Here is a 24,429-nt window from a genome sequence, read left to right on the forward strand (position 1 = left end):
AACTATGAATACCATAACGCAGGGGATGATCTTTGCCGCAGGGCTGGGCACACGGTTCAAGCCATGGACCGACCAACATCCCAAGGCATTGGCAGTTATCAATGGCAAAAGTCTTTTACAACGGAACATTGAATACCTGCAGCAATATGGTATTGATAAGGTCATAGTGAATGTGCATCATTTTGCCGGCCAGATCACCCAGGCCATTCAGCAAAATAAAGGATGGGGCAGCCAGATCACCATCAGTGATGAAACAGATGCCGTATTGGAAACCGGCGGCGGTCTTAAAAAAGCAGCCCACTTATTTGGCCAGACGCCGGTAGTTATCATCAATGTGGATATTCTCACCGACTTTGACCTGGAAGCCATGATACATTTTCATCAACTGGAAGCGCCATTGGCTACACTGGCTATCACTAACCGGGTTACCTCCCGTTACTTTTTATTCGATGAATGCAATACCTTGTGCGGATGGCGCAATACCAAAACAGGGGAAGAAAAGATCAGCCGGTCGGCTACACCCCTTATACCCAAAGCTTTCAGCGGTGTTCACATTATAGAGCCAGCCCTTTTCCCCTTGATCACACAGGAAGGCAAATTCTCCATTGTGGATGTATACCTGCAACTGGCCAGGGAGCACACCATCAAAGGTTTTGACCATAGCTATTCCAAATTCATTGATGTCGGGAAACCGGAAGCAGTGGCCATCGCAGAAGACCTGTTTCCATAGGTAACTTATTTTGTCATCGCTCCTGCAAACATTATTTTTACCTTCCATACCAACCTACATGCAATCCATTATAGAATCCATCAAAGACCTATATGCTTCCCTGAACGGCCAACCCTGTGACCGGGTAGAAGTACTGCCACAATCAGGTTCCGACAGGCGCTACTTCCGTATCCATACCAGCAACAAAACTTTCATTGCTACCTATGGCAACAATATCCCGGAAAATGAAACCTTCCTTTATTTCTCCAGGCACTTCCGGGAAAAAGAATTGCCGGTACCCCAGATACTGGCCATCAATGAGGATAAGACCATTTACCTGCAGGAAGATTTCGGAGACATTTCTTTATTGAACCGGCTGGAAGGAGAAGGATTGTGTGATGCTGTGTATGAGCTTTTCCGCAACAGCCTGCATCAACTGGCCCTGCTGCAGGTAAAAGGGCATGAGGGACTCGACTATACCCGCTGCCTTACCAACCAGGAGTTTGGCAAGCAGGCGATCATGGCCGATCTCTTATACTTTAAGTATTACTTCCTCGATGCTTTGCGCAAGCCTTACGACAAGCAGAAGCTCATTGATGATTTTGAAGCACTGAGCACCTACCTCACTTTTACCGAATACAAATACTTTATGTTCCGCGACTTTCAAAGTCGCAATATCCTCGTAAAACCCGATAACACTGTTCACTTTATAGACTACCAGGGAGGTATGCGGGGAGCACCGCAATATGATGCCGCCAGTATGATCTGGCAGGCGCGCGCCAACTTGCCAGATGACTGGAAAGACAGTCTGCTGAACGACTACATGGATTCTTTTGAATCCATCATTGGCCAGCCGCTCGACAGGGCCATCTTCAAAAGCCAGTACAATGGTTATGTGCTGATACGCCTCTTACAGGTATTGGGTGCTTACGGCTTCCGTGGCTTGTTTGAACGCAAAGCCCAGTTCCTCACCAGTATTCCGCAGGCGCTCTATAACCTGCAATGGTTTATCGAGAACCAAAGCATCGGCATAGCTGTCCCGGAATTCAGGAGAGTGCTGGAGATCTGTGTGGGAGATGATATCATAGAACGCTTTACTCCGCTTACTGCTACAGAAGAAACCCCATTGGTAGTACATATCAGCAGTTTCTCTTACAAGAAAGGCGGCATACCGCCGGATCCCAGTGAGAATGGCGGTGGGTTTGTTTTTGATTGCAGGGGCATCCTCAATCCGGGCCGGCTGGAAGAGTTTAAGACCCAGACCGGGCGTGATAAACCGGTGCAAGATTTCCTGGAACAACAGACCCGTATGCCCGAATACCTCAACAGTGTATTCGATATTGTAGATATTGTCGTGGAAGACTATATACGCCGTGGCTTCGAAAGCCTCATGATCAACTTTGGCTGCACAGGCGGACAACACCGCAGTGTATATGCGGCAGATGCCCTGGCACGCCACCTGCGCAACAAATTCAAAGTAAAGATCCAGCTCAGGCACCATATCCAGGATGCGAAGAATTGGATAAACGGGTGAGCAGTAAGTGGTGAGTCACAATTCACCACTGACACATTCAACCATTTATAGCTTTACGTGTTTATTAAGGAACTATAGTGCGTTAAACATGTATTACCTCGTTTACATTCCGCTGTACCTGTTATCGCTGTTGCCCATGCCGGTGTTGTACCTGCTGTCCGACTTCCTGGCGGCACTGACATGGCATGTGATTGGCTACCGGAAAAAAGTGGTGCTGGATAACCTGCGCATTGCCTTCCCGGAGAAAACCGAACAGGAGCGCAGGGCCATTGGCAAAAAATTCTACCGGAACTTTACAGATAACTTCATTGAAACCCTTAAGCTACTCTCTGCCAGCCGGCAATTTATTACTAATCATCTCAAATTAGACAGCGACCCATTCCCGGCTTTTTACCAGGAAGGCCGTAAATGCCAGCTTCACCTGGGCCATAATTTCAACTGGGAGATCGCGAATGTGGTCATGCCCTTTTACACTTCCTATACTTTTATAGTAGTGTATATGCCTATTAAGAATAAGGCTATGGAAAGGCTGTTCAGGCACCTGCGTACCAGGACAGGATCGGTCATGTTACCTGCTACCGACATGCGCAATGCGATTGTTCCCTACCGCAATACCCAATACATGCTGGCGCTGGTAGCCGACCAGGCGCCGGGCGATGTATCCAAAGCCTACTGGTTAAACTTCTTTGGCCGTCCTACCCCTTTTGTACGGGGACCGGAAAGCGGCGCCCGCGTCGGGGACATACCGGTCGTTTTCGTTCAACTGTACAAGGTAAAACGTGGTTATTACCGGGCCTACCTCGAAGTGGGGGCCGACAATCCACGCGAACTGCCCGAAGGCGAACTTACCCGCCGCTACATCGCCTTCCTCGAAAAAGCCATCCGCCAGCATCCCGACATGTGGCTCTGGAGCCATAGAAGATGGAAACATGACTGGAAACCTGAATACAGCAAAATGTGGATCGGGCAGGAACCGCTGCCATAAGCTTTCCCGAACTATTTAAGATTCCCCGCAGAGTCTCCCGCAGGGGACTCTGCGGCACATATTCAATCGGTATAACACCCTCCCCATATAAGGTGAAAACCGGGTATTTCTACCGTGTTTACTCCCTGTTTAAAGGATGAATAAAGGCCAATAAAACGGTGTTTTATCTGAACCGGCAGGCATGCTTTGCCCACTACCTTCGGCGCAGCAACTTCATTCATTCACATTTAAATTTTCAATCTATGGCTACTCCATTGACTTACGCATTTAACCGCGAACGGCTATTGAAACTGATCAACAGACCCGGTTGTGCAACAGTTGTTTTTTCGCTCGTCAACCTTATCAAAAAACCACACAAAGAAGCGTATATGTACATTTATGTGCAGGCGTATGACGATGGAGGCGAACCCATCCGCAGCCAGGACATACTGCCTGATGGTGAAGAAGGCTGTCCCGTTCCTCCAGGCTGGAAGTGCGATCTTACTCCTCCTCCCATCACACCAAGCCAACTGGAGCTGGTGCCCAGGTTCTCCATGGCAAAAAGCGACCTGTTGCCTTTGGTGGATCAGAACGAATTTGAAATGATAGGCAGAGACGAACACGAGCAGGACGTAATGATGAACCAGGTACTGGCAGACCTTGAAGCAGAAATGACCCACGATGGAATGGAGCCTGTTTTATCTTTTCACTGTCTGGGGAAGACCAGAATACCTAAATTAGCCGGTAAAAAGGCTACTGCATTTACCCCCAGTGTGAAGCCCGTTCCCACAAGATAACCGATCAGTAAACCGATTGAGTAAAAATCTATTACATACCATTGCCATTCATTTGGACATCATTGCTCCCCTGGCGGCGCTTTTCTTTGCCTTATTCCGCAAAGAAAAACGGCTGGGGGAGCATATTTATATCGTCATTTTCCTGTTCATCCAGTTAAGCCTGAATACCTGGGCCAAGGTCATCATGCATTGCAATTGTGGTCTTACAAACATCTACCTGTACAAAACCAATTGCCTTCTTTCTTTCATTACGCTCAGCCTGTACTTCCTTAGTAAATGGAAGTCTTATATTTCGCCGGCCAATCACCTCAAGGCCCGCATCATCATCGGCATCCTGTCTCTCATCATACTCGCCTTCATCTATTTTGATGGCCAGGACAATGCATTTAACAGCTACAGTTATAGCCTTACCGCTTTGTTCATTTGTACCTGGTGTATATTATACTACTATGCTAAATTGAAAAAACCGGATATCGCCAAAATCACTACCACGAGATCGTTCTGGTTTGTGAGCGGACTTTTTGTATACTATGCCGGGTGCTTCTTTATTTTTCTTAGTTTTAAGTTCCTTACCCTGAGCAAAGATCCACACGTTTCATCATTATGGACTTTTCATAACATTATGTTCGTGCCCATGTGTATTGCCTTTTCAACAGGATTCAGATGCCAAACCTCTCACACGATATAATTGCTATTATTTTAGGCACGTTGTTCACGCTGCTGATCATCTCATTCATCATCATATTCATTGTCATATACCAGAAGCGGCACCAGGGCTTCCTGAAAGAGAAGGAAGACCTTCAAACCGGGTTTCAGCAGATCCTCCTGCAATCCCAGCTTGAAATACAGGAGCAAACCCTCCAAACCATTTCACAGGAAATTCATGATAATATAGGGCAGGTATTAAGTCTTGCCAAGCTCAACCTGGGCACCATGGACATTGCCAAACCCGATCAGTTGCAGCAGAAAATTGATGACTCCAAGGGGCTCATCGGGAAAGCCATCCAGGACCTGCGCGACATTTCCAAAAGCCTTAACACCGATTATGTTTCAGAAATGGGCCTCACTCAAGCCATAGGCTATGAACTGGAGCTTATCCGTAAAAGCGGGGAGTTCACAGCCAGCCTGCAAACCAATGGCCTGCCCATTAAACTGGAGGCCCAAAAAGAGCTCATCATCTTCCGCATCATCCAGGAAGTCATTAACAACATCATTAAACACGCCAGGGCTAATTCCATCCTTGTTTTACTGACCTATGAACCGCATGCTTTTAGTATATCCATCAATGATAATGGTTCGGGCTTTGACCTTACCCCGCTCAATGCCGGGGAAAACAGCAAATTTGGGCTGGGCATCCGTAACATGCACAAGCGGGCCAACCTTATCGGCGCCGATTTTACCATCGCCAGCACCCTGGGCGCCGGCACCACCGTTACCCTCGTACTGCCACTCACAGCAGGCGCCTCCGGCAATAGCTGATGATCAGCCCTTCTACATGGAACTATGTAGGTTCATTGTACCATCGCGTATTTCAGCTTATTATAGCTAAGGTGTTTTTCTCGTATTTCGCGCCAAAAAACACGGTTTTTATATGACATAGATCAAACCTGTAGCCAATTCAGTAAATTACACCAAGCGTCTTTTCGTATCAAATGAAAAAGAAATGGGGATCATACACGAACATGAGATTATCAAAACGAAGCTTGAAATACAAGAACAGGCACTAAAGAATATCGTACAGGAAATTCATGATAATATTGGCCAAATACTAAGTCTGGCTAAATTACATTTAGGGACCCTGGATTTTTCAAAGCCTGAAGAAGTAGCTCAAAAAACGTTTAACAGTAACCAACTCATAGGCAAAGCGATTAAAGACCTGCGCAACCTGGCCAAACACCTTGATGCAGATCATGTCAGCCGGATCGGCTTACTCAAATCGCTGGACCATGAACTTGGCTTTCTGCCCAAAGAAAGGGCAGGTGATCCGTTATTAACGGTAACCGGTAATATAGGGGCATTGGATAAAGAAAAAGAGCTGATGCTTTTCCGGATGGTGCAGGAGGGGATCAGGTATTTCCTGGAGCAGGATAACAATTCATTCATATCCATCCAGGTCCAATGCCAACCGGATACACTAAACATCAAACTATTCAACACCATGCAGCACACGGAAGAGCAGCAGGATAACCTGGAAGATACGCGCCTGCAAATGATCTATAACCGTTCGGCGCTCATTGGCGCCAGTGTGCATATTGACCATCCCGGCAACCATGAAACGACCATCCATATCATATTTCCATTTTCAAACTACTAAACCGGCATTATTATGCAAGAGACCAAAACCCATGTAGCGCTTATTGACGATCATATCTTACTACGCAATGGACTGGCCAGTATGGTAAAAAACTTCGACGGCTATGCTGTGCTGCTGGAAGCAAACAATGGCAGGCATTTCATTGAGCAGCTTAAAAAAAATACGGTGCCCGATCTGGTACTGATGGACATTAATATGCCGGAAATGGATGGTTTTGAAACGACCCTGTGGTTAAAACAGCACCATCCCGACGTGCGGGTGCTGGCGCTTTCCATGTATGACAATGAGCAATCCATCATCCGCATGTTGAAAAACGGCGCCCGCGGCTACATACTCAAAGAAACAGAACCCAAGGAATTCAAATGCGCCCTGGACTCTGTTATCAGCAAAGGGTATTACTATTCGGAGATGGTGACTGGCAAAATGATCCATGCGCTCAACAACCTCGAAGATGATAACTACAGCATCAAACCACTTATTTCCCTTAACGACCGGGAGATAGAGTTCCTGAAGCTGGCCTGTACGGAGCTCACCTATCGTGAAATTGCCGATAAAATGCACCTGAGCCCCCGCACCATTGATGGCTACCGGGATGCTTTATTTGATAAGCTGAATGCCAAAACAAGGGTGGGGCTGGTGTTGTATGCCATACGCAACGGTATCTTCCAGGTTTAGGGCCTGGTAAGGATGATAGTGGTGCCTTTCCCGGGCACACTATCAATCTCAATAGCGTATTTTATTTGTTGGGCCCTGTACTGCAGGTTATTCAATCCATTTCCTTTCTGGATCAGGTCCATATCAAATCCTTTTCCATCGTCCCGGATCGTGATGACATACCTGTCATGGGATACCTTTTCAACAATCAGTTGCAAAGTAGTGGCTGACGCATATTTAATGCTGTTGTTCAAGGCTTCCTTAATGATCAGGTAGAGGTTCCGTTTTTCTTCTTTCTTGAGCAGGATATATGCCAGGGGTGCATCCAGGGTCTTTTCAAATCGAATGTCCTGCGCGGAAGCCAGGGGACTAATAAACAGTTCGATCCGTTCCAGGAGGTGCCCCAGGGTATCCTGTTTATCATCCAATACCCATACCATGTCCCGTACGCCTACGATAGCGTTTTGTACGCCTTCCTTCAATTGTTGCAGGTAGGTGATATTATTCTCCGGCTTCATCAGGGCCAGGTTGGTAAATACCTTTACGCTGTTCAGGGTGCTGCCAATGTCATCGTGCAGGTCGCTGGCAATACGTTGCCGGATCTGTTGCTCCTTCCTGATCTGCGCCAGCCGGTACCGGTACAGGCTGTATAGTATGCCCATCAGCAACAGAGCGATCATCGTTTTAAACCACCAGGTTTGGTACCATTTGGGAAGGAAGATGAGTGAAAGACTGATAGGCTCAGATTCCGTTAAAGCCTCACTAACAGACTTCACCTCAAGAACATATTTACCAGGCGAAACACCGGTAAGCGACAATGAGTTTTGATTGCCAAGACTTAACCATTCACTATGTAGTTCCTTTATCCTATAAAAAAAAGTCTGTTTTTCCGGGGCCGATAAATACAGACCGGAAAAACCAACAATAAGTTGTGTATAGTCTTGTGGTACGGTGATCTCTTTCAGAAATAGATCAAAAGTATCGCGGACATATTCAACAGCTTTCACCTTCACATCTAAGAAATAGCACGCAGGTCTTTCAGTATTCTTTTCATACTTCAAACTATTGATTCCCGTAAATCCCCCTAATCCTCCCAGATAAATATTTGTTCCAATCTTACTCCCACTTGTTTCATCAAAACTATTTGAATGAAGGCCTTCGATCTCGCTTACCTTTACCGCCTTTCGTTTATGTAAATTACATAAATATAGTCCGTTGTTACTACTACAAACAACAATTGAATCATTCAATACATACGTTTTATACAAACCGGTATTCAAAACACCATCAGCAGATGAAAGTGTATAATCAATGCCAAACTTTTTATTCATCACCACTACTCCATACCCGTACACGGCCATAATATACTTGTCTTTATAGGGACACAGGTCCATTAAAATACTAAGCGGTTCCATAGTAATGGGGTCCCTGATATATTTATATTCTATCTTTTCACGTTGAAAATCATATATACTTATCAAATCATCGCCGATGATCCACAGCTTGTTGTTCTCATCAATATAAAATGAGTTAATACTCAGGTTTCTAAGTCTTATAGGAGCAGTTGTGTCATTAATTACCTTTATACGTCCCCCTTTAACATCCCACACATATATACCCTTTTTATTTTCACTGGCCATAAACACAAGAGAATCCTTGTAAACTATCGAAGCAATAATAAAATCGTTATCAAGTTTATTCAATTCGGGGTAGCACAAAACAGCTTCTCTTGCAATACCATCCTTAAAGCACATCATCCTCTTTTCTCCTGAAGCAATAACAGGTCCGTCCTTTATTTTAATTACCTGGTAATATGCCTGACTTTTATCGAGTATTGTAATATTACCATTATTCGTATTCACCCGGTACAAGCCATCTGAAGCACAGGAAATAACAGAAGAATCACTTAAAGCAAATAACTGGTAAGAGTGATCAATCTTTACATTAGTTCCATCAGAAGAAGACCGGTAAGCGATATAGGGCGACCCTAAATTTCTTACCCAGGCCACCCCCTGCTGATTGCCCAGCCATAATTGATTTTTATCATAAAAAAGATTATACACATTAGTAAACCAATGCCTGTCGTCATAACCGGAAGCGGCAACAATTCTCGTATATTTCTTCAGTCCTGGATCATACTTAAATACGCCATTACTATTTGAAATATATAAGAATGTTCCGTCTTTTTCTAAAGCAAACGTTTCTGACCCGGAAAGGAACCCGGGCATCTCTTTCAATATTGGAGTGTTTACAGAAAGGGAACGATTAATAATGCTCAGGCACATAATTCCATAATTGGAACCTACAAGGATATTATCACCATCGTATTCCATAGCGGCGGTATAAATAATATTACCAGCCGTATCCCCTTTCCTGACAATATCCGTAGAAACAACATTGGCTAAACTCCCGGACTTGCTATCTAATAAATAAACACCTTCCTGCCGGACAAACACCCAAACCCGGTCATTACTGTCAACATATAGCTTGTCAATAATGGCTCTTTTCCCTATCAGAGAAGTCACATCAAAGTACCTCGCAACATTGCCTGTGGTTAGGTCAATTTGAAAAACAAACCCTTGTTGGGTTCCTATAAACACATAATTACCCCTTTTGAACATGCACCTGTACCACAAGGCAGGTCCGCTCTTTACGGTCCGGTGCAGAGCATACTTCCTAATTACCTTACATGAAACAACATCAATTACGTTCACTGCGCCATTCGAGCTGGCTGCCCAAATGGTATTCCTTTCATCATCCGCTATTATATCATGAAAATCCGTACCGGTTGTGATACGATCACGCACACTTGAATTTCCATTAAACTGAATAAAACCAGAACCATCAAAATGATTAACCCCATCTTGAGTAGCTATCCAGACAAATCCATATTTATCCTTTATTATTCGCCTTACATTAGGGCTGGAAAGTCCCTTAATATTATCTATCTTTATAAAGCTTACCAATTGCTGATCCTGCGCATAGGCATAGGAGGATAATACCACCTCCCAAAAAATAATTAAACCTAATATACTAACTTTCATGAGTAACGTTAAATGGACTGTTTCCATAATTGCCCAATTCCAGGATGGTCATAAACAAGCTTTTGAGGAATTGCTAAATGCAATAAAAGATCAAACCGATACTTCTACTGTAAATTATTATATTTTCAAGTATTATCATGAAGAAAAGCTTGCAGATATTCTAACGGCCACCCCCGATCAGCAGGGGAAACTCCAAATAGTGCAGCAACCCCGCGTAGACGCCAATGACTTTCATACAGAAGGGACCTGTCTGACTGACTTCTTTAGTTCCTGTTCCCTGAAAACTGATTCCGACCGCCATATTCTCATTACCTGGGGGCATGGTGCAGGGTTCGGTTTTTTCAGCGAAGGAACCCTAAGAGACAACGACATTCCTCCGGGCATGGTAAGGCATACAAATCTTATGCATTCCAGCGGGATAATACAAATGGGATTTGACACGATAAACGAAAACTTTACCAGGCATCTTAACAGAAATAATTTATTCCTTAATAACTTTAGTGCTAACGCAGTCCAGGAGTCTTTCAAAGTACTTACTGTAAAAGTATTAAATGATCTGATTGGTAAAACATTCGGAAGCGCAGGCAAGAAAATTGACCTGTTCTATTCGATGAATTGCTATATGCAAATGCTGGAAACTGGTTATTTTCTTAGTGAAAATGTGAATTACCTGGCCGGATCGGAGAACTTTCAATTTTTCTTTGGGCCTGATTATAATAAGTTGTTCAAAAAACTACACCAGGATACTCCTGCCGATCCGTTATCAATGGAAACATTATCAACCAGCATAGTAAACGACTTTGATCTTCGCTATAAAGACCCCGTAATAAGAAGACAATTTATAGATATCTATCAAACCCCACTCCAGGCATTTGATACCGCTTCCTTATCAATAAATAACCTGCAGCAATACGAACAGGTAAATACAAAAATAAACACCATTGCAACTTACTTTATAGACCATAAATCAAAAGAACTATACAACTTAATAAGAGCAGCAAGATTAAAATGCAGGAAAGTGTCGGGCCCTACCTTTGGGATTATAGACATGATCCATTTTTGCAAATCACTTCTTCCGTTAGCAGCCGGTAAACAGGAGTTAATTGATAAGTTGAATGATCTGATAAACTTTGTGACAAATACCAAAGAGGTGGTGGTTGCAAAACTGCATCCTCCTATCTTATGCGTTCCCACTGCAGGAGATTCAATATGCCCGCAGGGATTTTCCATCTTTTTTCCTAATAGTAGAAGAGAAAGTGTAGCCGATCAATTTATACGCCTATTTATGGATACCTTTTATCTCCCTGAAAGAGAAGCAGGCGTAACGAACAGGTTTTTGGACAACTCCACGTGGGACGAGTTTATTGATACATACTATCACTTCCCCTTCATCATTTAAAATTCATTAAGATATTTCTACGCCAGGAACAACAAACTCAATCTGAATAGTAGCAGTACCCGCATCTACTGTAGGAGGGGGCGTAAACCTGATCCGTATATTAGCAGGGTCAATGAATAAAGCGCCACTGTCATCCTCGATTAAAGGAAATGTTGCAATCTTAAGATCTTCGTCACCTGGTCCGGCTCCTCCGGCAGGGACCTTAGTCTTCTCAATGTCGAATTTTACCGCAACACTGGCGCCCTGATCCTTACGGACAGAAGTAACCCCCACTCTTGTAATATCGAGGGAAAATGTATCAGCGCTTGATGAAGGGAAAAAAGGTATCCCCGCTGTTGTCGTATCTCTTTTCGTCATAAAACATGTTTTTAGGATTAAAACAATTATTTACGACGAATGTATGCGTTTAACCATATACCGGCAGGGGAGATAAAAACGGAATATTTATGGGTGTATTTCCCCTATCCTTAATTCAACACACTATTCTCCTTCACCACATCAATCCCTTTCTGGTCTTTGATAACACCCCAGCCACCCACTACATTGCGCAGGTTATGAATGCCCTGACGCTTCAGCAGGGAGGCTGCGATCACACTGCGGTAACCACCGGCGCAATGCACATACAGGTTCTGGTTCTCCTGTATATTGGCCATCGAACCGGGATCGGTCATCTCATTCAGGGGAATATTCACAGCGCCGGCCACATGCCCGTCGGCAAATTCTGTTTCCCGGCGCACATCTACCACTACCAGGTTTTTGTCAAAGGGCAGGTCCATGGCCAGTTCATCGGCTTCCACATCAATGATCAGGTCAATGGCTTCGCCGGCAGCTTTCCAGGCTTCCAGCCCCCCTTCCAGGTAGCCCTCCATCTGCGAAAAGCCTACCCGCGCCAGGCGCACTACGCTTTCCTGTTCCTGACCGGCTTCCGTAACCAATACAATTGGTTTGTCAAAAGGCAGCAAGCTACCCGCCCATTCGGCAAAACGCCCTTCCAGGCCAATGCTGATGGAACCGGGAACGAATCCCTGGGTAAACTCAGCCGCTTTGCGTGTATCCAACACAATTACCTCTTCCTGCTGCATCCATTCCTTGAATGCTGCTATTGAAAGGGGTGTTAGTCCTTTATTCAGTATTCCTTCCAGGCTATCATACCCTTCCTTATTAATGCGGGCATTGATCGGAAAATATTGAGGAGGCAGGCCCAGACCATCTGTTACCGCCTTAATAAAATCTTCACGTGTCTGTGGCTGTAAGGCATAATTCGTTTGTTTCTGCTCGCCGATCGTACTATAAGTTTCCGGACCCAAGTTCTTACCGCAACTGCTGCCGGCGCCATGGGCGGGATATACTATAACGGAGTCGGGCAGGGTAGCAACCTTTTGTTGCAGGGAATCATACAACATAGAAGCCAGTTCCTCTTTGGTAAGGTTACCGCTGCTCAGGTCGGGGCGACCTACATCACCCACAAACAGCGTGTCGCCTGTAAATAACGCATGTGGCATATCGTGCTCATCACGCAGCAGGTAACAGGTAGACTCCACCGTGTGGCCCGGCGTATGTAACACCTCAATAGTCAGGGCTCCTAACCTGAACAGCTCGCCATCCTTGGCCAGGTGGATCGGGAAATTGGTTTCCGTGGCAGGGCCATATACGATCGGTGCCCCGGTAGCCTTCTGCAGGTCCAGGTGCCCGCTTACAAAGTCGGCATGGAAATGTGTTTCAAAAATGTATTTGATAGAAGCTTTTCTTTCTGTTGCCAGCTCCAGGTAAGCGTCAATATCCCGCAGCGGATCAATAATAGCCGCTTCCCCATTACTTTCAATGTAATAGGCGGCTTCACTTAAACAGCCTGTATATAATTGTTTTATAAACATGGAGCAAAGTTAACCCTAAAAAGCAAAAAGCAGAACATGGAGGCCATGTCCTGCTTTATAAGCAGATTATCAAAAGGTTAAACCGGATGATCAGCTATTCAGATCCTCTACGCATTCCATGATGTGTGCCACACGGGCACTGTTCACAGAATAATAGATGAACTTGCCATCCCGCTCTGTCTTCACAATACCAGCCCGGCGTAAGATCGCCAGGTGTTGTGAGGCTACTGATTGTTCCAGCCGGAGCCGAACATAAATTTCAGTGACGGTGAGGCGCTTTTGCTCATCTATGAGCTTTAGGATCTGTTGGCGCAACTTGTGGTTGAGCGCCCGCAGGATCATTGCGGCCTTTTTCAGGTTTAGGAAGTCAACCTTTACGGAATCCCCATGTACGCCGTCTGCATTCAGCACCATGGAGTAGTTGCTTGTTACGTTCATGTGCACATCAGAGCTTTTAAAAATTTAATAGGATAAGCGAGTGCCAAATTTACAAGAAAAAAAATACTATGTGAATTAAAGACCCATAAAAGTTTCACTTAGGTCAATTTTTTATATGAGAGTAGAATTCCTTGAGATAGGCGGGTTCCGCATACGCAAGGTCTGCCCATATCTCCTGCTGAAACCTTTGCTCAGACAGCAATCCAAGGTGAGCTGCCGTATATCCATCCCCTTCATAAAACACTGCATTTGAATGCTTACCACATAGGGGTTTCCACTTAACACTGCCATTTCCGCAGAAAATTAAACGATTATTCTCTAACTCTTTGTTAAAAGAATTATTGTCTAAAATACGCGCACCACCCGGAATAACTGCCTCCAAGTCCATATTATAGACGGCAGTGAACACTTCCATCCTGCGCGCATCAATCATAGGACAGATCAAAGTTGGCAACAGATGAGGTTCGCCCGTTGACAACCCAATAGCCTCCCGCGTTGCATAAGCTATCACTTTTAGCGTACTTTCTGTAATCAGCGGAATATGAAGCGCATAGCACAATCCCTTAGCAGTGGCCATCCCCACACGCAAGCCTGTATAAGAACCCGGGCCTTCTGTAACAGCCACGGCTTGCAGTTGTTGCATCGCAAAACCAGCCTCCTGCATCAACCGGGCAATAGCCGGCTGGATCCATCCTGCATGGTCCTTCTGTTCACGGTTTACCATAGTCGCAATTGCCATGCCATCCCGTGCCACGCAAATACTGGCATTTTCAGTAGCTGTATCAATATTCAATATAAGCCCCATTGTTAACGCGAATAGTCGGTGTTTGACGGCAATCGCATGCCCGGTTTGTTGCTATGATGCCGTCCTATAATAAATACATAAAAATCAATCGAAAGGGTTGGTATTGTCGCGAATAATACCCATTTGTCATCAATAATACCCAACTACCCCCGGTTAGCCGGCCAACTCCTGTTCCAGCACCGGCGCCGGCGCATAACGGCCGTTTGTTCTGCCCAGCTCTTTTAACAATAGCCCGATAGGCACAAGACCAATAACAGCACTCCACTCAAAAGGCCCCATGGGATAATTGGTGCCCAGCTTCATGGCTATGTCAATCTCTTCCTTTGTACTCACGCCTGCACCCAACGTATAATAAGCTTCATTAACGATCATCGCCAGCACCCGCGGCGTAATCATGCCACACTCATCCGGCACCAGTTGGAAACGCCATTGCAACGCATCAAAAACAGACCGCACAGCTTCTGCCTGCTTCGCATCGGTAAGGGCAACTTCAATTATGGGTCGGCGTAATAATGAAGGCCAGGCATTGATGCGAATAAACTGTTGACCAATTACTTTTCCTGTCCAGGCCACTGCATTCACAAACAATGGCTTGCCGTCAGCCGGTTTCAACCGCTCCATCCTTTCCGGATCAGTGGTGAACAGCAGGTCGAAGCGGGCATCAGCTTCCGTCATCATCAGCGAGCGCACGGAATCCACCCATACAAATTCAACCTCTTCCGGCGCTTCTTTGGAAAGCCACTCCTCTTTTAACACATCATCGGCCAGTATGGCAATAATCATGGACAGAAAATTTACACAAAGTAAGCCCTTATCCTGAATCGGCAATCGGCAAACACGAAATGCGGAACTTCAACCATGAAACGCGGAACTTCAAACACGAAACTTCCTGTATTTTTGAGCTATGGAAAAAAAGATCATCAATACCAGCAATGCACCCGCCCCCATCGGCCCCTATAACCAGGCTGTTCAGATCGGCGGCTTATTATTCATTTCCGGCCAGATAGCCATCAATCCCGCTACCGGCAACATAGAAGCCATTGATGTAATCGGCGAAACACACCAGGTCATGCACAACCTCAAAGCCGTACTGGCAGAGGCGGGGATGGATTTCAGCCATGTGGTAAAGACAACCATCTTCCTCAGTGATATGTCGTTATTTGCTGCTGTAAATGAAGTATATGGCAAATATTTTCAGAACGACTTCCCTGCCCGTGAAACTGTGGCCGTAAAAGGCTTGCCCAAAAATGTGAATGTGGAGATCAGTATGATCGCGGGGCGCTAAGCAACAGCTTAGAGCAGGAACGAAATAATCAGTTTAGGAATACCGATAGCCACACCAATCCCATAAGCCAGGTCGAGCCAGAAAAAGCTGCCCAGCGAACCGAGATAAATAAGTCCTACCACAGGATACCCGACCAGTTTCACCAGGCGGTTGGTGTGCTTATCTTTTACAACCTCCCATATCACATTGGCATCGCCAGTGCTGGGAAAAGCATGCATGGCAATAGAAACGCCCAGGTAGATCAGCAAATAGTCCAGCGGCCCCGCTTTATCCAAAGTAAATACGGGGATGGCCGCAGGAAGTGCTATCAGGCCGCCAAGGATCGTATTCACGATAAAAGGACCGATACTGATCATAATACTATGCCATTTATTGGCAGGCGCCTCATGCAACACATAACCAACCGGGTTTGCCATCTGGAAATACACCACTTTGAAAACAGGCACTTTATACCACCGGCAAAACAACTGATGCGCCAGCTCATGCACAATAACACCGGGAAATGTGACGAGGGAAATAACAATACCAGGAATGAACATACAACAAGGTTTTTTCAGTTTCTGAATGGCTCTTTTTTGCTAATAATATCCAGCGCATATTGCGCATATTCTTTCATACCTGCATTGCCGGCACTTTGCATGATGCGCATCTGTGCATCCCTTTCGGTAATCTGCCCATTAAAATGATAAGCAAGTGCAAGGGTACAGGCGCAGTATCCATCGTCTTTATCCATCTTCACGCTTTCCAGGGCCAGTTGCAACCCCTCTTTATCCTTATGTTGCTTCAGGCATGTTCTTGCCTTGGAAGCAATGGCATAAGCCGCCTCTTTATTAATATCCAGGATAAGATCGCAATTCTTTACAGAAGCGTCCCAGTTGCCCAGTTCCCTTTGAACACCCGCACGCATTCTCAGTGCCGGCAGGTAAGACTCATCTTTCGCAAGGATCAATGCCAATACACTATCGCATGCAGTATACTGGTCCTGGTCGTACAAACTACTGGCATAGCTGAACAGGGCATACACTTCCTGGGAGTGATGTTGTAAATAACGTTGGTAAGCGGTATCCGGAACAGCCTTATGATCTCCCGTATATGCCTCCACCAACAGCTTCAGGGAGTCGGACGGGTAATACTCTTCAAATCTCTCCCCAATCCAGTTCAAGTCACTCAACAACCTGCTGTTATCAATAGACTGACCAACTAACTTCTGGCCTACATCTGCGAAGGTTTGGTAATCACCATTATAAAAAGCGGCCAGCGTCAGGTAGCCCTGTGCTTCTGTATGTCCGGGATTAGCTTTCGTAAAAGCAGTCAGTTCACGCTGTGCTGTAAGGTATTTATGCTGTTTGGCAGCCTTCACTCCTTTCTCCAGTTGCAGACCCAGGGAAAGATTCTTAGGGAAAGAAAAAAGGGCAAATACTACTACAACGCCAATGGCGCCGGCAAATATTTTAATCCAGAGCGGAATAGGATACTTAATGAACTGTTGCCGGCATTCCTGGCATAGCGGGGTGGGATATCCTTCCACCACAGCAGGGCTATTACAATTAGCACAGGCTGCAGTGGAAGGTGTTTGAATTTCTTCCATGATCGGGCTATTAGGGGTTTGTAGCCCGGAAAATACAACTATTACTTCAATACGCCCAGCTCATTCCCGATCTTCGTAAAGGCGGCAATCGCTTTATCCAGGTGATGCTGCTCATGGGCCGCGCTTAACTGTACCCGTATCCTGGCCATGCCTTTGGCTACTACAGGGAAGAAAAAGCCGATCACGTAAATGCCTTCTTCCAGCAATTTGGCCGCAAAATTCTGCGCCACCACTGCATCATACAGCATAATAGGAACAATAGGGTGATCACCGGGCTTAATATCAAAGCCGGCTGCAGTCATCTTGCTACGGAAATACTTTGTATTGTATTCCAGTTTATCCCGCAGGTCGGTAGTTTCTGTCAGCAGGTCCAGCACAGCGATGGAAGCCCCCACAATACTTGGCGCCAGGGTATTGGAAAACAGGTAGGGCCTTGAGCGCTGGCGCAATATTTCAATCACTTCTTTACGTCCGCTGGTAAACCCGCCCGATGCTCCGCCCAGCGCCTTACCCAGCGTACCGGTAATAATATCAATCTTCCCCATCACGCCGCGGTACTCATGTGTACCCCGGCCTGTTTTACCCAGGAATCCGCTGGAGTGGCATTCATCAATCATAATAGCGGCATCATACTTTTCAGCCAGCGCTACAATCTTGTCCAACTGGGCAATCGTACCATCCATGCTAAAAGAACCATCCGTGATAATAATACGGCTCCGTTGCGCCTGCGCCTCCTGCAGCCTGGCCTCCAGGTCGTCCATATTATTGTGCTTATAACGGTAGCGCTGCGCTTTACACAGGCGTACCCCGTCAATAATCGAAGCATGGTTCAGTTCATCGGAAATAAGCGCATCCTGTTCATTATACAAGGGCTCAAAAACACCGCCATTGGCATCAAAGGCGGCTGCATATAAGATCGTATCTTCTGTGCCCAGGAATTGGGAGATCTTTGCTTCCAGTTCCTTGTGAATATCCTGCGTACCGCAGATAAAGCGCACACTGCTCATTCCATAACCACGGTGATCAATAGCTTTTTTAGCAGCCTCAATCACCTTTGGATGAGAAGATAACCCGAGATAATTATTGGCGCAGAAATTCAGCACTGTTTTGCCATTCACCACCATCTCAGCCCCCTGGGGCGATTCAATAATGCGCTCCGTTTTATACAGTCCGGAAGCCTTGATTTCTTCAAGTTCTGCAGCCAGTCTTTTGACCAAATTTTCGTTCATGGAAAGAGGAATTTTTTAGATAAGGGCACAAAAATAGCAATTTGAGCACCTGTTTATTTGAAATTTTCAAAAATAGCCCTGGGGGTCAGCCATCTTAATAAAACACCAGTTTGAAATAACGCTTACCCCCTTTAAAATAGATAAGCGTAAGCCGAAATACATGATTAAAATTAATATATGTCAATAGCTACAGAGAACTTACAGAGAATATTCAGAGAAACTACAGAGAACATAAGGAGAATGCTATCTTGGGATCACCTAGGGATCATCCGGGGATTACCTACGGGTTACCCTACCCTCACGTACTGCAGACAGCCTCATTTCATACTGGCAGAAACAGGTATGCTGGTACAGGTCGCAGAGCAGTCGGGCAGGACTCATAGGCACATTTTCTACAGTCTGGAGACAGAAGAACTACAGAACGGGCGGAATGCGACCAGTCGCAATTGGGTATTCTTGCCGGTAAACCCTTAGAACAGCCAATTTTCAGATTTCTTTACCATTCCTGTAACATTTTCCGCATAACTTCGTCTTATCATTCAAAGAGCCTTTCTTATGTTCAAAAAAGGTATCATACGGGCATTTTTCATCCTGGTTGTACTAACAGCCGGGATACTGGTATTTGCCGCCACCCGTGCAGGCAAAACAACAGAAGAAAATGTATGTAGTGAATCACAGGGACAATGTGAAAAGCCCAAGGCCCAGGGAGAATTCATCATTCTTGAAGCCCTGAACAGGGCCATGATGACATCTGCACGATAACCTGATTATCATCCTTTTATAATAAAAAAGAGGCCCCTTACAGCCTCTTTTTATTTTTTCTGCCCAAAAAAATAAAAAAGACTGTAACATTCGGGATGCCTTCCACGTATAACCATTATACAACCTTATAGCACTTTAAGAGATTGGACTAACCTTATGACCGAAAAAGAGTACAACCAATGTGTCACAGAGTACGCGGATAACGTGTACCGCTTTATCCTTAAAAGTCTTCGCCATAAAGAAGATGCCAGGGATGTGGTACAATCGGCATTCGAGAAAATGTGGATCCACCGGGCAAATATTGATGGCGCCAAAAGCAAGGAGTATTTGTTTACCGTGGCCTATCACCAGATGATTGATGTGCTACGCAAAGCCAAAAGAGTAACCCTGAAAGACGAGTTCAAAGAAGAAGCCAGGATCCATGACCGCCCTCTGAACAACGCCCGCCAGGTGCTGGAAAAAGCCCTGGCCCAACTGAACGAAACCCAGCGGTCGCTGGTATTGCTGAAAGATTATGAAGGTTATTCGTATGAAGAGATCGGGCAGATTACCGGTTTAAGTGAAAGCCAGGTAAAGGTATACCTACACCGTGCCCGCGTGCAGTTAAAAAACTATTTGGTAAGACCCGAAAACGTGTTATAGCATGAACATCACACGCCACAATTACGAAGAATTTTTCCTGCTGTATGTGGACAATGAGCTGAACATTGCCCAGCGCAAAGCAGTGGAAGCTTTCGTGGAAGAAAATCCAGACCTCCGGTCCGAACTCATCATGCTGCAGCAATCGGTATTGCCGGCTGATGAACACATCACCTTCAACCATAAACAGGACCTGTTGAAGATGGCCACAGACCCTAACCCGGTCAATGAAACCAACTGCGAAGAATACTTTATTCTCTATAGCGATGACGAACTGACCAATGAACAGAAAGACCAGGTAGAGCAATTTGTATACCGCCATCCCCAATACCAGGAGTCTTTTGAACTATACCAGCAGGTACGCCTCATGCCCGATACATCGGTCGTATTCCCGGATAAATATGCTTTATACCGTAAGGAAGAAGAGGATAAAGCGCCGGTAATAAGGATACGCTGGTGGCGTATAGCCGCCGCAGCAGCCGTGCTGTTATTTACAGGCAGTATGGGCTGGTACTTAGCCACCCATGATCCCGGCAATGCACCTGATGTGGAAAGTTCATTTGCCTACAACGATTCCGGCAAAGCAACACCGCCCGTACAGCCAATACAGGAGCAAACACAGCAGCCCGTTATTGCAGAGCAAAAGAATACCCCCGATCAAAAACAGGATGTAGCGATCACTGCTGATAAGAAGAATCAAACTGACAATCAACAAAAACCGGCGACAACAGTGTCTGTTAGATCCCCCAAAGCAGTTGATGTAGCAGGTATTAATAAAAAAGATGAAAAAAATAAGGAGACTCCGCGTAACATTCCTGAGGTGCTAAACGTACCACATACAGAAGCTGTAGTGAAGGCAGATCCGAAAAGAACAATTGAAGGGAAAAGTATTGATCCGGGCTTAAAGGCAGATCAAACCAAAGAGGCTATTGTAGATAAAGTATTAAGTGAAAGAGACCTGGCAGCACTTACTATACCAACCACTGCCCAAAAACCCACAGTTATTCCTGAACCAGAGAACCCAGGTGAACCTTATCCCATCAATGATAACAAGAAAAACAAAATGCGCGGCTTCTTCAGAAAGGTATCCCGCGTTTTTGATAAAGCTACCAATGCAGATCCCGACAATGAAAAGTCGAGTATCCGTATAGCCAGTTTTGAATTCGCATTAAAATAGTTCCATTACACAAGTAAACATTGAAGTATGAAGAGGATTTTAACCTTCCTGGTGGGGATAGGTATGGCCAGTTCTGCCCTTGCACAGGATTCAACACAACAGAAAAAGAGTGATACCCTTGTTATTGGCAAAATGATCATTGCGCGCACACCCGGCAGCGCCAAAGAAGACAATGAACGGGAAAGGACCCGCGTTTACCGCCGGAAATACAAACCCTCCAACATCAGTACCAACTGGCTGATCTTTGACCTGGGCTTCACCAATTTCAATGACCAGACCAATTACAGCAGTGCCGACGCGCAGGCATTTGCACCAGGATCGGATGAAGACTGGTTTAAACTGAAAGCCATTAAATCAACCAATGTAAACATCTGGATCTTTATGCAGCGCCTGAACCTCATCAAACATGTGGTAAACCTGAAATACGGGTTAGGCATTGATATGAACAACTATCGCTTCAAGGAACCTGTCAAATTTCAAACAGAGCCGCACACGAATGTGATCATGGACAACAGCACCCATTATAAGAAGAACAAACTGGCGGCAGATTATGCAACAGTTCCTATGCTGCTGGAGTTCAACTTTACCCCCCGCCGGGAGAGAGGATTTGGCCTCGCCATAGGCGCCAGTGCAGGTTACCTGTACGCCAGCCGCCAGAAAACCATCACCGATGCAGATGGCAAACGTAAAAAACGGGATGACTTTGATCTCCGCCCCTGGAAGCTTTCCTATATGGCAGAACTGGGATTGGGCCCTATAAAACTGTACGGCTCTTATGCTAATGAAAGCATCTTTGAAAACGGACTGGACTTAACTCCCTACAGCGTAGGCGTAAGGATTAATAGCTGGTAACAACACGAGTATAGCCCTGAAAATGTAAGCCGGGAAGGCGGAAAGGCCTGCAGTAAATCATTTACCGCCTTCCAGCCTTCCCGGCAACTTTTTATCACTTCCTGTTCACCAGCCAGGCGCCCACGATCAGGCACACAATACCAATCATCTTCTGCAAAGTGATCGGGCTTTCCTTCATCCCCAGCACACCAAAATGATCCATCAGCAGGGCCGTAACCAGTTGCCCCGCAATAATGAGCACAAACATATTGGCAGCGCCTATCTCCTGCACCGACACCAGCACCACCGTCACCACAAATACCCCCAGCAGGCCACCGGTAAACTTATACCAGTTTACATCACTATAGGCCGACAAGGCAGGAAATGCCTGTTTGGAAAACAATAATAGGAGGGCCAGTGCAATCGTTCCCCCCACGAAAGAAATGAAAGCAGCCAGTATAGGATGGTTAAGGGCCGACCTCAATTGGGCATTAATACCAGACTGTACCGTCATCGCCACACCCGCCAGTACAGGCAGAATATAGAACAGGAATTTCATGAACTTCTTCAATTTGAAGCAGCAAGTTCATGAATATCATGGAAAAATACAATTCGCATAAAAGTACCGGCCCGGTTGCAAGATTGGTACACAATTAGCTTATTGTTAAAGACCCTGTTAAAACTTATCCCCATAAAAAATATTTTTATTTCCTTATACGTTATCCTGTGAGGTTACCTGTTAAAAGCATTCATTCATTTAAACATCTTACCCATCGGCTGGTCTCTACACAAACCATGCTTATTATGAAACGCCAACACATCGTCGCACTATTCCTCTTATCATTTGTGGGCTTAGCTGCCTTTAAAACCATTGAAACAAGAGTAATCAAGAAACGGTTCTTTAAAAGTGAACCCACAGGTATTGTCTATGTCATTGTAGATAAGTCGGACTATGAACTACAGGTATATGATGAGGAAGGCTGGTATGCTACCTACCCGGTCGTGTTTGGCAATAAAAACCTGGGAGATAAAATGATGGAGGGCGACCGCAAAACGCCCGAAGGCACTTTCAAGATCATTTCCAAGAGGCCTCACGCCAAGTGGCATAAAATGCTCATGCTGGATTATCCCAATACAGAAAGCTATCAAAAATTCAACCAGCGCAAGTCGCAGGGCATCATCCCCAAAAATGCCAAAATAGGTGGCGGTATCGCCATCCACGGCACCTGGCCCAATGACAATATCGTGGTGGATGATTATACCAACTGGACCAATGGTTGCGTAGCCGTCAAGAACAATGACCTGGATGAGTTGGAAACCTATTTACCCATCGGCACCAAAGTCATCATCCGTCAATAATTCAAAAAAGCCTTTATTTCCCGTTTCCACTTTTCCGGTTCCCTGTTGCAGAGGGATTCATGTTTGGCTGTTTCATACACCACCAGCTTTTTATTAGGGTGTGGTATGTTATTAAAAATAGCATCCGACTCAGCCCTCGTTACCCGCGCATCTTTAGCGCCATGCTGCACCAGTACCGGGCAGGTCATCTGCTTCACATAGTCTTCCGGCTTAAGGCCAAAAGCCCAGAACCCCCGCACCGTACCGCCCCAGAAGGTAAGCAACCCGGCAATGGGCTGCTCCGGCAATCCCATCGTCCGTATCCTTCCTTTTGCGGCGGCCGACAGGCTTCCGTAGGATAGCTCCATGATCACTTTTTCAGGCTTCACCCCATAATCTGCCACAGCATGTGCAATCGTGGCAGCGCCTAAAGAAACGCCCCACAATACAATATTCTTTTCGCCTTTGGCGCGGATATAATCATAGGCCGCCTTCACATCATTGGCCTCGCGGTAGCCAATGGTCGACACGTTGCCTTCACTGTTGCCATGCGCCCTGAAGTCAATCAACATCGTATTAAAACCTATATCGTGCATATAATATGCCTCCTCCAGTATCCTGCCGCTGGAGGAACCATGTCCATGAAACAGGATCACCGTTCCCCTGGCGCTGTCGCGCGGTATATACCACCCGGATAAGCGCAGGCCATCAGCCGTCATTAAAGAAAGAGTATCAAAGGGAAGTTTAGGGCGGGCGGTGTTGACAGACTTGGGATATTGAAGACCAAACAGGATGACCTTTGTTTTCTCCCAGCGGTTCATCAGCTCCGGCTTCTTTACTACAGCCGTTCTATCATCATAGAAATAAGTGAACTTAAGCGCATGGAATACAGCCATGATATTGAGCAAAAGGAACAGGACAATAAGTACCCGCAGGGCTCTTCGTAATAATCTCATGAGGGGTTTAGTAGTTTTACTGATGCAGCCCCTGATGCATAAAATTTGTCTTACAATAGCATCTCCGGCCAACGAATCTGGCATGAATATCG

26 protein-coding genes and 1 pseudogene are annotated in these 24,429 nt (G+C 45.7%); 15 read left to right on the forward strand and 12 right to left on the reverse strand.

Annotated elements, in window-relative coordinates:
- Window positions 1-4: 4 nt before the first annotated feature.
- The 8 genes from HB364_RS03615 (at window position 5) to HB364_RS03650 (ending at window position 6,993) form a co-directional block, all read left to right on the forward strand.
- Entirely contained in the window at window positions 5-730 is a 726-nt protein-coding gene (locus HB364_RS03615) for a nucleotidyltransferase family protein (protein ID WP_167286522.1), read from the forward strand.
- A 58-nt stretch (window positions 731-788) separates the two neighbouring features.
- Window positions 789-2,243, forward strand: a complete 1,455-nt coding sequence (locus HB364_RS03620; protein ID WP_167286523.1) for a RapZ C-terminal domain-containing protein — start codon at window positions 789-791, stop codon at window positions 2,241-2,243.
- Window positions 2,244-2,331: 88 nt separating this feature from the next.
- Window positions 2,332-3,228, forward strand: a complete 897-nt coding sequence (locus HB364_RS03625; RefSeq protein ID WP_167286524.1) for a lysophospholipid acyltransferase family protein — start codon at window positions 2,332-2,334, stop codon at window positions 3,226-3,228.
- A gap of 242 nt (window positions 3,229-3,470) precedes the next feature.
- Window positions 3,471-4,004, forward strand: a complete 534-nt coding sequence (locus HB364_RS03630; protein ID WP_167286525.1) for a hypothetical protein — start codon at window positions 3,471-3,473, stop codon at window positions 4,002-4,004.
- Between the two features lie 16 nt (window positions 4,005-4,020).
- Window positions 4,021-4,692 carry a hypothetical protein gene (locus tag HB364_RS03635; RefSeq protein ID WP_167286526.1) on the forward strand — a complete coding sequence of 224 codons (672 nt, stop codon included), beginning with the start codon at window positions 4,021-4,023 and terminating at the stop codon, window positions 4,690-4,692.
- Entirely contained in the window at window positions 4,668-5,483 is an 816-nt protein-coding gene (locus HB364_RS03640) for a sensor histidine kinase (RefSeq protein ID WP_167286527.1), read from the forward strand. Before HB364_RS03635 ends, HB364_RS03640 begins: the two co-directional genes overlap by 25 nt.
- 184 nt (window positions 5,484-5,667) lie before the next feature.
- Window positions 5,668-6,318, forward strand: coding sequence for a sensor histidine kinase (locus HB364_RS03645; RefSeq protein ID WP_167286528.1), 651 nt, complete (start codon window positions 5,668-5,670; stop codon window positions 6,316-6,318).
- A gap of 12 nt (window positions 6,319-6,330) precedes the next feature.
- Window positions 6,331-6,993: a response regulator transcription factor gene (locus HB364_RS03650; RefSeq protein WP_167286529.1), complete on the forward strand. Its 663-nt coding sequence runs from the start codon at window positions 6,331-6,333 to the stop codon at window positions 6,991-6,993.
- Here HB364_RS03650 and HB364_RS33470 read toward each other — a convergent pair.
- Window positions 6,990-9,572 (reverse strand): sensor histidine kinase, encoded by a 2,583-nt coding sequence (locus HB364_RS33470; RefSeq protein WP_317170667.1) that lies wholly within the window; start codon window positions 9,570-9,572, stop codon window positions 6,990-6,992. The two genes, HB364_RS03650 and HB364_RS33470, sit on opposite strands and share 4 nt — an antisense overlap.
- Window positions 9,573-9,842: 270 nt before the next feature.
- Window positions 9,843-10,043, reverse strand: a pseudogene (locus HB364_RS33630) (hypothetical protein); the annotation flags it as partial.
- On the opposite strand from HB364_RS33630, the gene HB364_RS03660 reads away from it, so the two are divergent.
- On the forward strand, window positions 10,015-11,415 hold the full coding sequence (locus HB364_RS03660; protein WP_167286531.1) for a clostripain-related cysteine peptidase: 1,401 nt from the start codon (window positions 10,015-10,017) through the stop codon (window positions 11,413-11,415). The pseudogene HB364_RS33630 and the gene HB364_RS03660 sit on opposite strands and share 29 nt — an antisense overlap.
- A 6-nt stretch (window positions 11,416-11,421) precedes the next feature.
- Here HB364_RS03660 and HB364_RS03665 read toward each other — a convergent pair whose 3' ends face one another.
- The 5 genes from HB364_RS03665 to HB364_RS03685 all read right to left on the reverse strand — a co-directional run bounded on the left by HB364_RS03665 (window position 11,422) and on the right by HB364_RS03685 (window position 15,315).
- A complete protein-coding gene (locus HB364_RS03665; protein WP_167286532.1) occupies window positions 11,422-11,772 on the reverse strand; it encodes a hypothetical protein in 351 nt (116 codons plus the stop codon).
- Window positions 11,773-11,882: 110 nt separating this feature from the next.
- Window positions 11,883-13,289, reverse strand: a complete 1,407-nt coding sequence (locus HB364_RS03670) for an MBL fold metallo-hydrolase (protein ID WP_167286533.1) — start codon at window positions 13,287-13,289, stop codon at window positions 11,883-11,885.
- A 90-nt stretch (window positions 13,290-13,379) separates the two neighbouring features.
- Window positions 13,380-13,727 carry an ArsR/SmtB family transcription factor gene (locus HB364_RS03675; protein WP_119052909.1) on the reverse strand — a complete coding sequence of 116 codons (348 nt, stop codon included), beginning with the start codon at window positions 13,725-13,727 and terminating at the stop codon, window positions 13,380-13,382.
- Between the two features lie 103 nt (window positions 13,728-13,830).
- Entirely contained in the window at window positions 13,831-14,532 is a 702-nt protein-coding gene (gene tsaB / locus HB364_RS03680) for a tRNA (adenosine(37)-N6)-threonylcarbamoyltransferase complex dimerization subunit type 1 TsaB (RefSeq protein WP_167286534.1), read from the reverse strand.
- A gap of 153 nt (window positions 14,533-14,685) precedes the next feature.
- A complete protein-coding gene (locus tag HB364_RS03685; protein ID WP_167286535.1) occupies window positions 14,686-15,315 on the reverse strand; it encodes a 3-hydroxyacyl-CoA dehydrogenase family protein in 630 nt (209 codons plus the stop codon).
- Between the two features lie 121 nt (window positions 15,316-15,436).
- On the opposite strand from HB364_RS03685, the gene HB364_RS03690 reads away from it, so the two are divergent.
- Window positions 15,437-15,817: a RidA family protein gene (locus tag HB364_RS03690; protein WP_167286536.1), complete on the forward strand. Its 381-nt coding sequence runs from the start codon at window positions 15,437-15,439 to the stop codon at window positions 15,815-15,817.
- Between the two features lie 8 nt (window positions 15,818-15,825).
- Here the strand turns inward: HB364_RS03690 and HB364_RS03695 are convergent, their stop codons facing one another.
- The 3 genes from HB364_RS03695 to kbl are packed head-to-tail and all read right to left on the reverse strand — an operon-like array spanning window position 15,826 to window position 18,634.
- The gene (locus HB364_RS03695) at window positions 15,826-16,356 is read right to left on the reverse strand and encodes a DUF3267 domain-containing protein (protein ID WP_167286537.1); all 531 of its coding nucleotides are present in this window, start codon (window positions 16,354-16,356) and stop codon (window positions 15,826-15,828) included.
- A 14-nt stretch (window positions 16,357-16,370) separates the two neighbouring features.
- On the reverse strand, window positions 16,371-17,405 hold the full coding sequence (locus HB364_RS03700) for a tetratricopeptide repeat protein (protein ID WP_167286538.1): 1,035 nt from the start codon (window positions 17,403-17,405) through the stop codon (window positions 16,371-16,373).
- Window positions 17,406-17,446: 41 nt separating this feature from the next.
- Entirely contained in the window at window positions 17,447-18,634 is a 1,188-nt protein-coding gene (gene kbl, locus HB364_RS03705) for a glycine C-acetyltransferase (RefSeq protein ID WP_167286539.1), read from the reverse strand.
- A 555-nt stretch (window positions 18,635-19,189) separates the two neighbouring features.
- On the opposite strand from kbl, the gene HB364_RS03710 reads away from it, so the two are divergent.
- The 4 genes from HB364_RS03710 (at window position 19,190) to HB364_RS03725 (ending at window position 22,064) form a co-directional block, all read left to right on the forward strand.
- Window positions 19,190-19,396 carry a hypothetical protein gene (locus tag HB364_RS03710; RefSeq protein WP_167286540.1) on the forward strand — a complete coding sequence of 69 codons (207 nt, stop codon included), beginning with the start codon at window positions 19,190-19,192 and terminating at the stop codon, window positions 19,394-19,396.
- Window positions 19,397-19,552: 156 nt separating this feature from the next.
- Window positions 19,553-20,038 (forward strand): RNA polymerase sigma factor, encoded by a 486-nt coding sequence (locus HB364_RS03715; protein WP_167286541.1) that lies wholly within the window; start codon window positions 19,553-19,555, stop codon window positions 20,036-20,038.
- 1 nt (window position 20,039) lies between these two features.
- Window positions 20,040-21,212: an anti-sigma factor family protein gene (locus HB364_RS03720; RefSeq protein ID WP_167286542.1), complete on the forward strand. Its 1,173-nt coding sequence runs from the start codon at window positions 20,040-20,042 to the stop codon at window positions 21,210-21,212.
- A 27-nt stretch (window positions 21,213-21,239) separates the two neighbouring features.
- Window positions 21,240-22,064, forward strand: a complete 825-nt coding sequence (locus HB364_RS03725) for an outer membrane beta-barrel protein (protein WP_167286543.1) — start codon at window positions 21,240-21,242, stop codon at window positions 22,062-22,064.
- 94 nt (window positions 22,065-22,158) lie between these two features.
- On the opposite strand, the gene HB364_RS03730 is transcribed toward HB364_RS03725, so the two are convergent.
- Window positions 22,159-22,602 (reverse strand): DMT family transporter, encoded by a 444-nt coding sequence (locus HB364_RS03730; protein ID WP_167286544.1) that lies wholly within the window; start codon window positions 22,600-22,602, stop codon window positions 22,159-22,161.
- 245 nt (window positions 22,603-22,847) lie between these two features.
- Here HB364_RS03730 and HB364_RS03735 point away from each other — a divergent pair, with 245 nt between their 5' ends.
- Complete coding sequence (locus tag HB364_RS03735; RefSeq protein WP_167286545.1) at window positions 22,848-23,402, forward strand: L,D-transpeptidase family protein; 555 nt, start codon at window positions 22,848-22,850, stop codon at window positions 23,400-23,402.
- Here the strand turns inward: HB364_RS03735 and HB364_RS03740 are convergent.
- A complete protein-coding gene (locus tag HB364_RS03740; protein ID WP_167286546.1) occupies window positions 23,396-24,337 on the reverse strand; it encodes an alpha/beta hydrolase in 942 nt (313 codons plus the stop codon). The genes HB364_RS03735 and HB364_RS03740 overlap by 7 nt on opposite strands.
- Window positions 24,338-24,429 lie beyond the last annotated feature (92 nt).

Source organism: Paraflavitalea devenefica, assembly GCF_011759375.1.
GTDB classification, from domain to species: domain Bacteria; phylum Bacteroidota; class Bacteroidia; order Chitinophagales; family Chitinophagaceae; genus Paraflavitalea; species Paraflavitalea devenefica.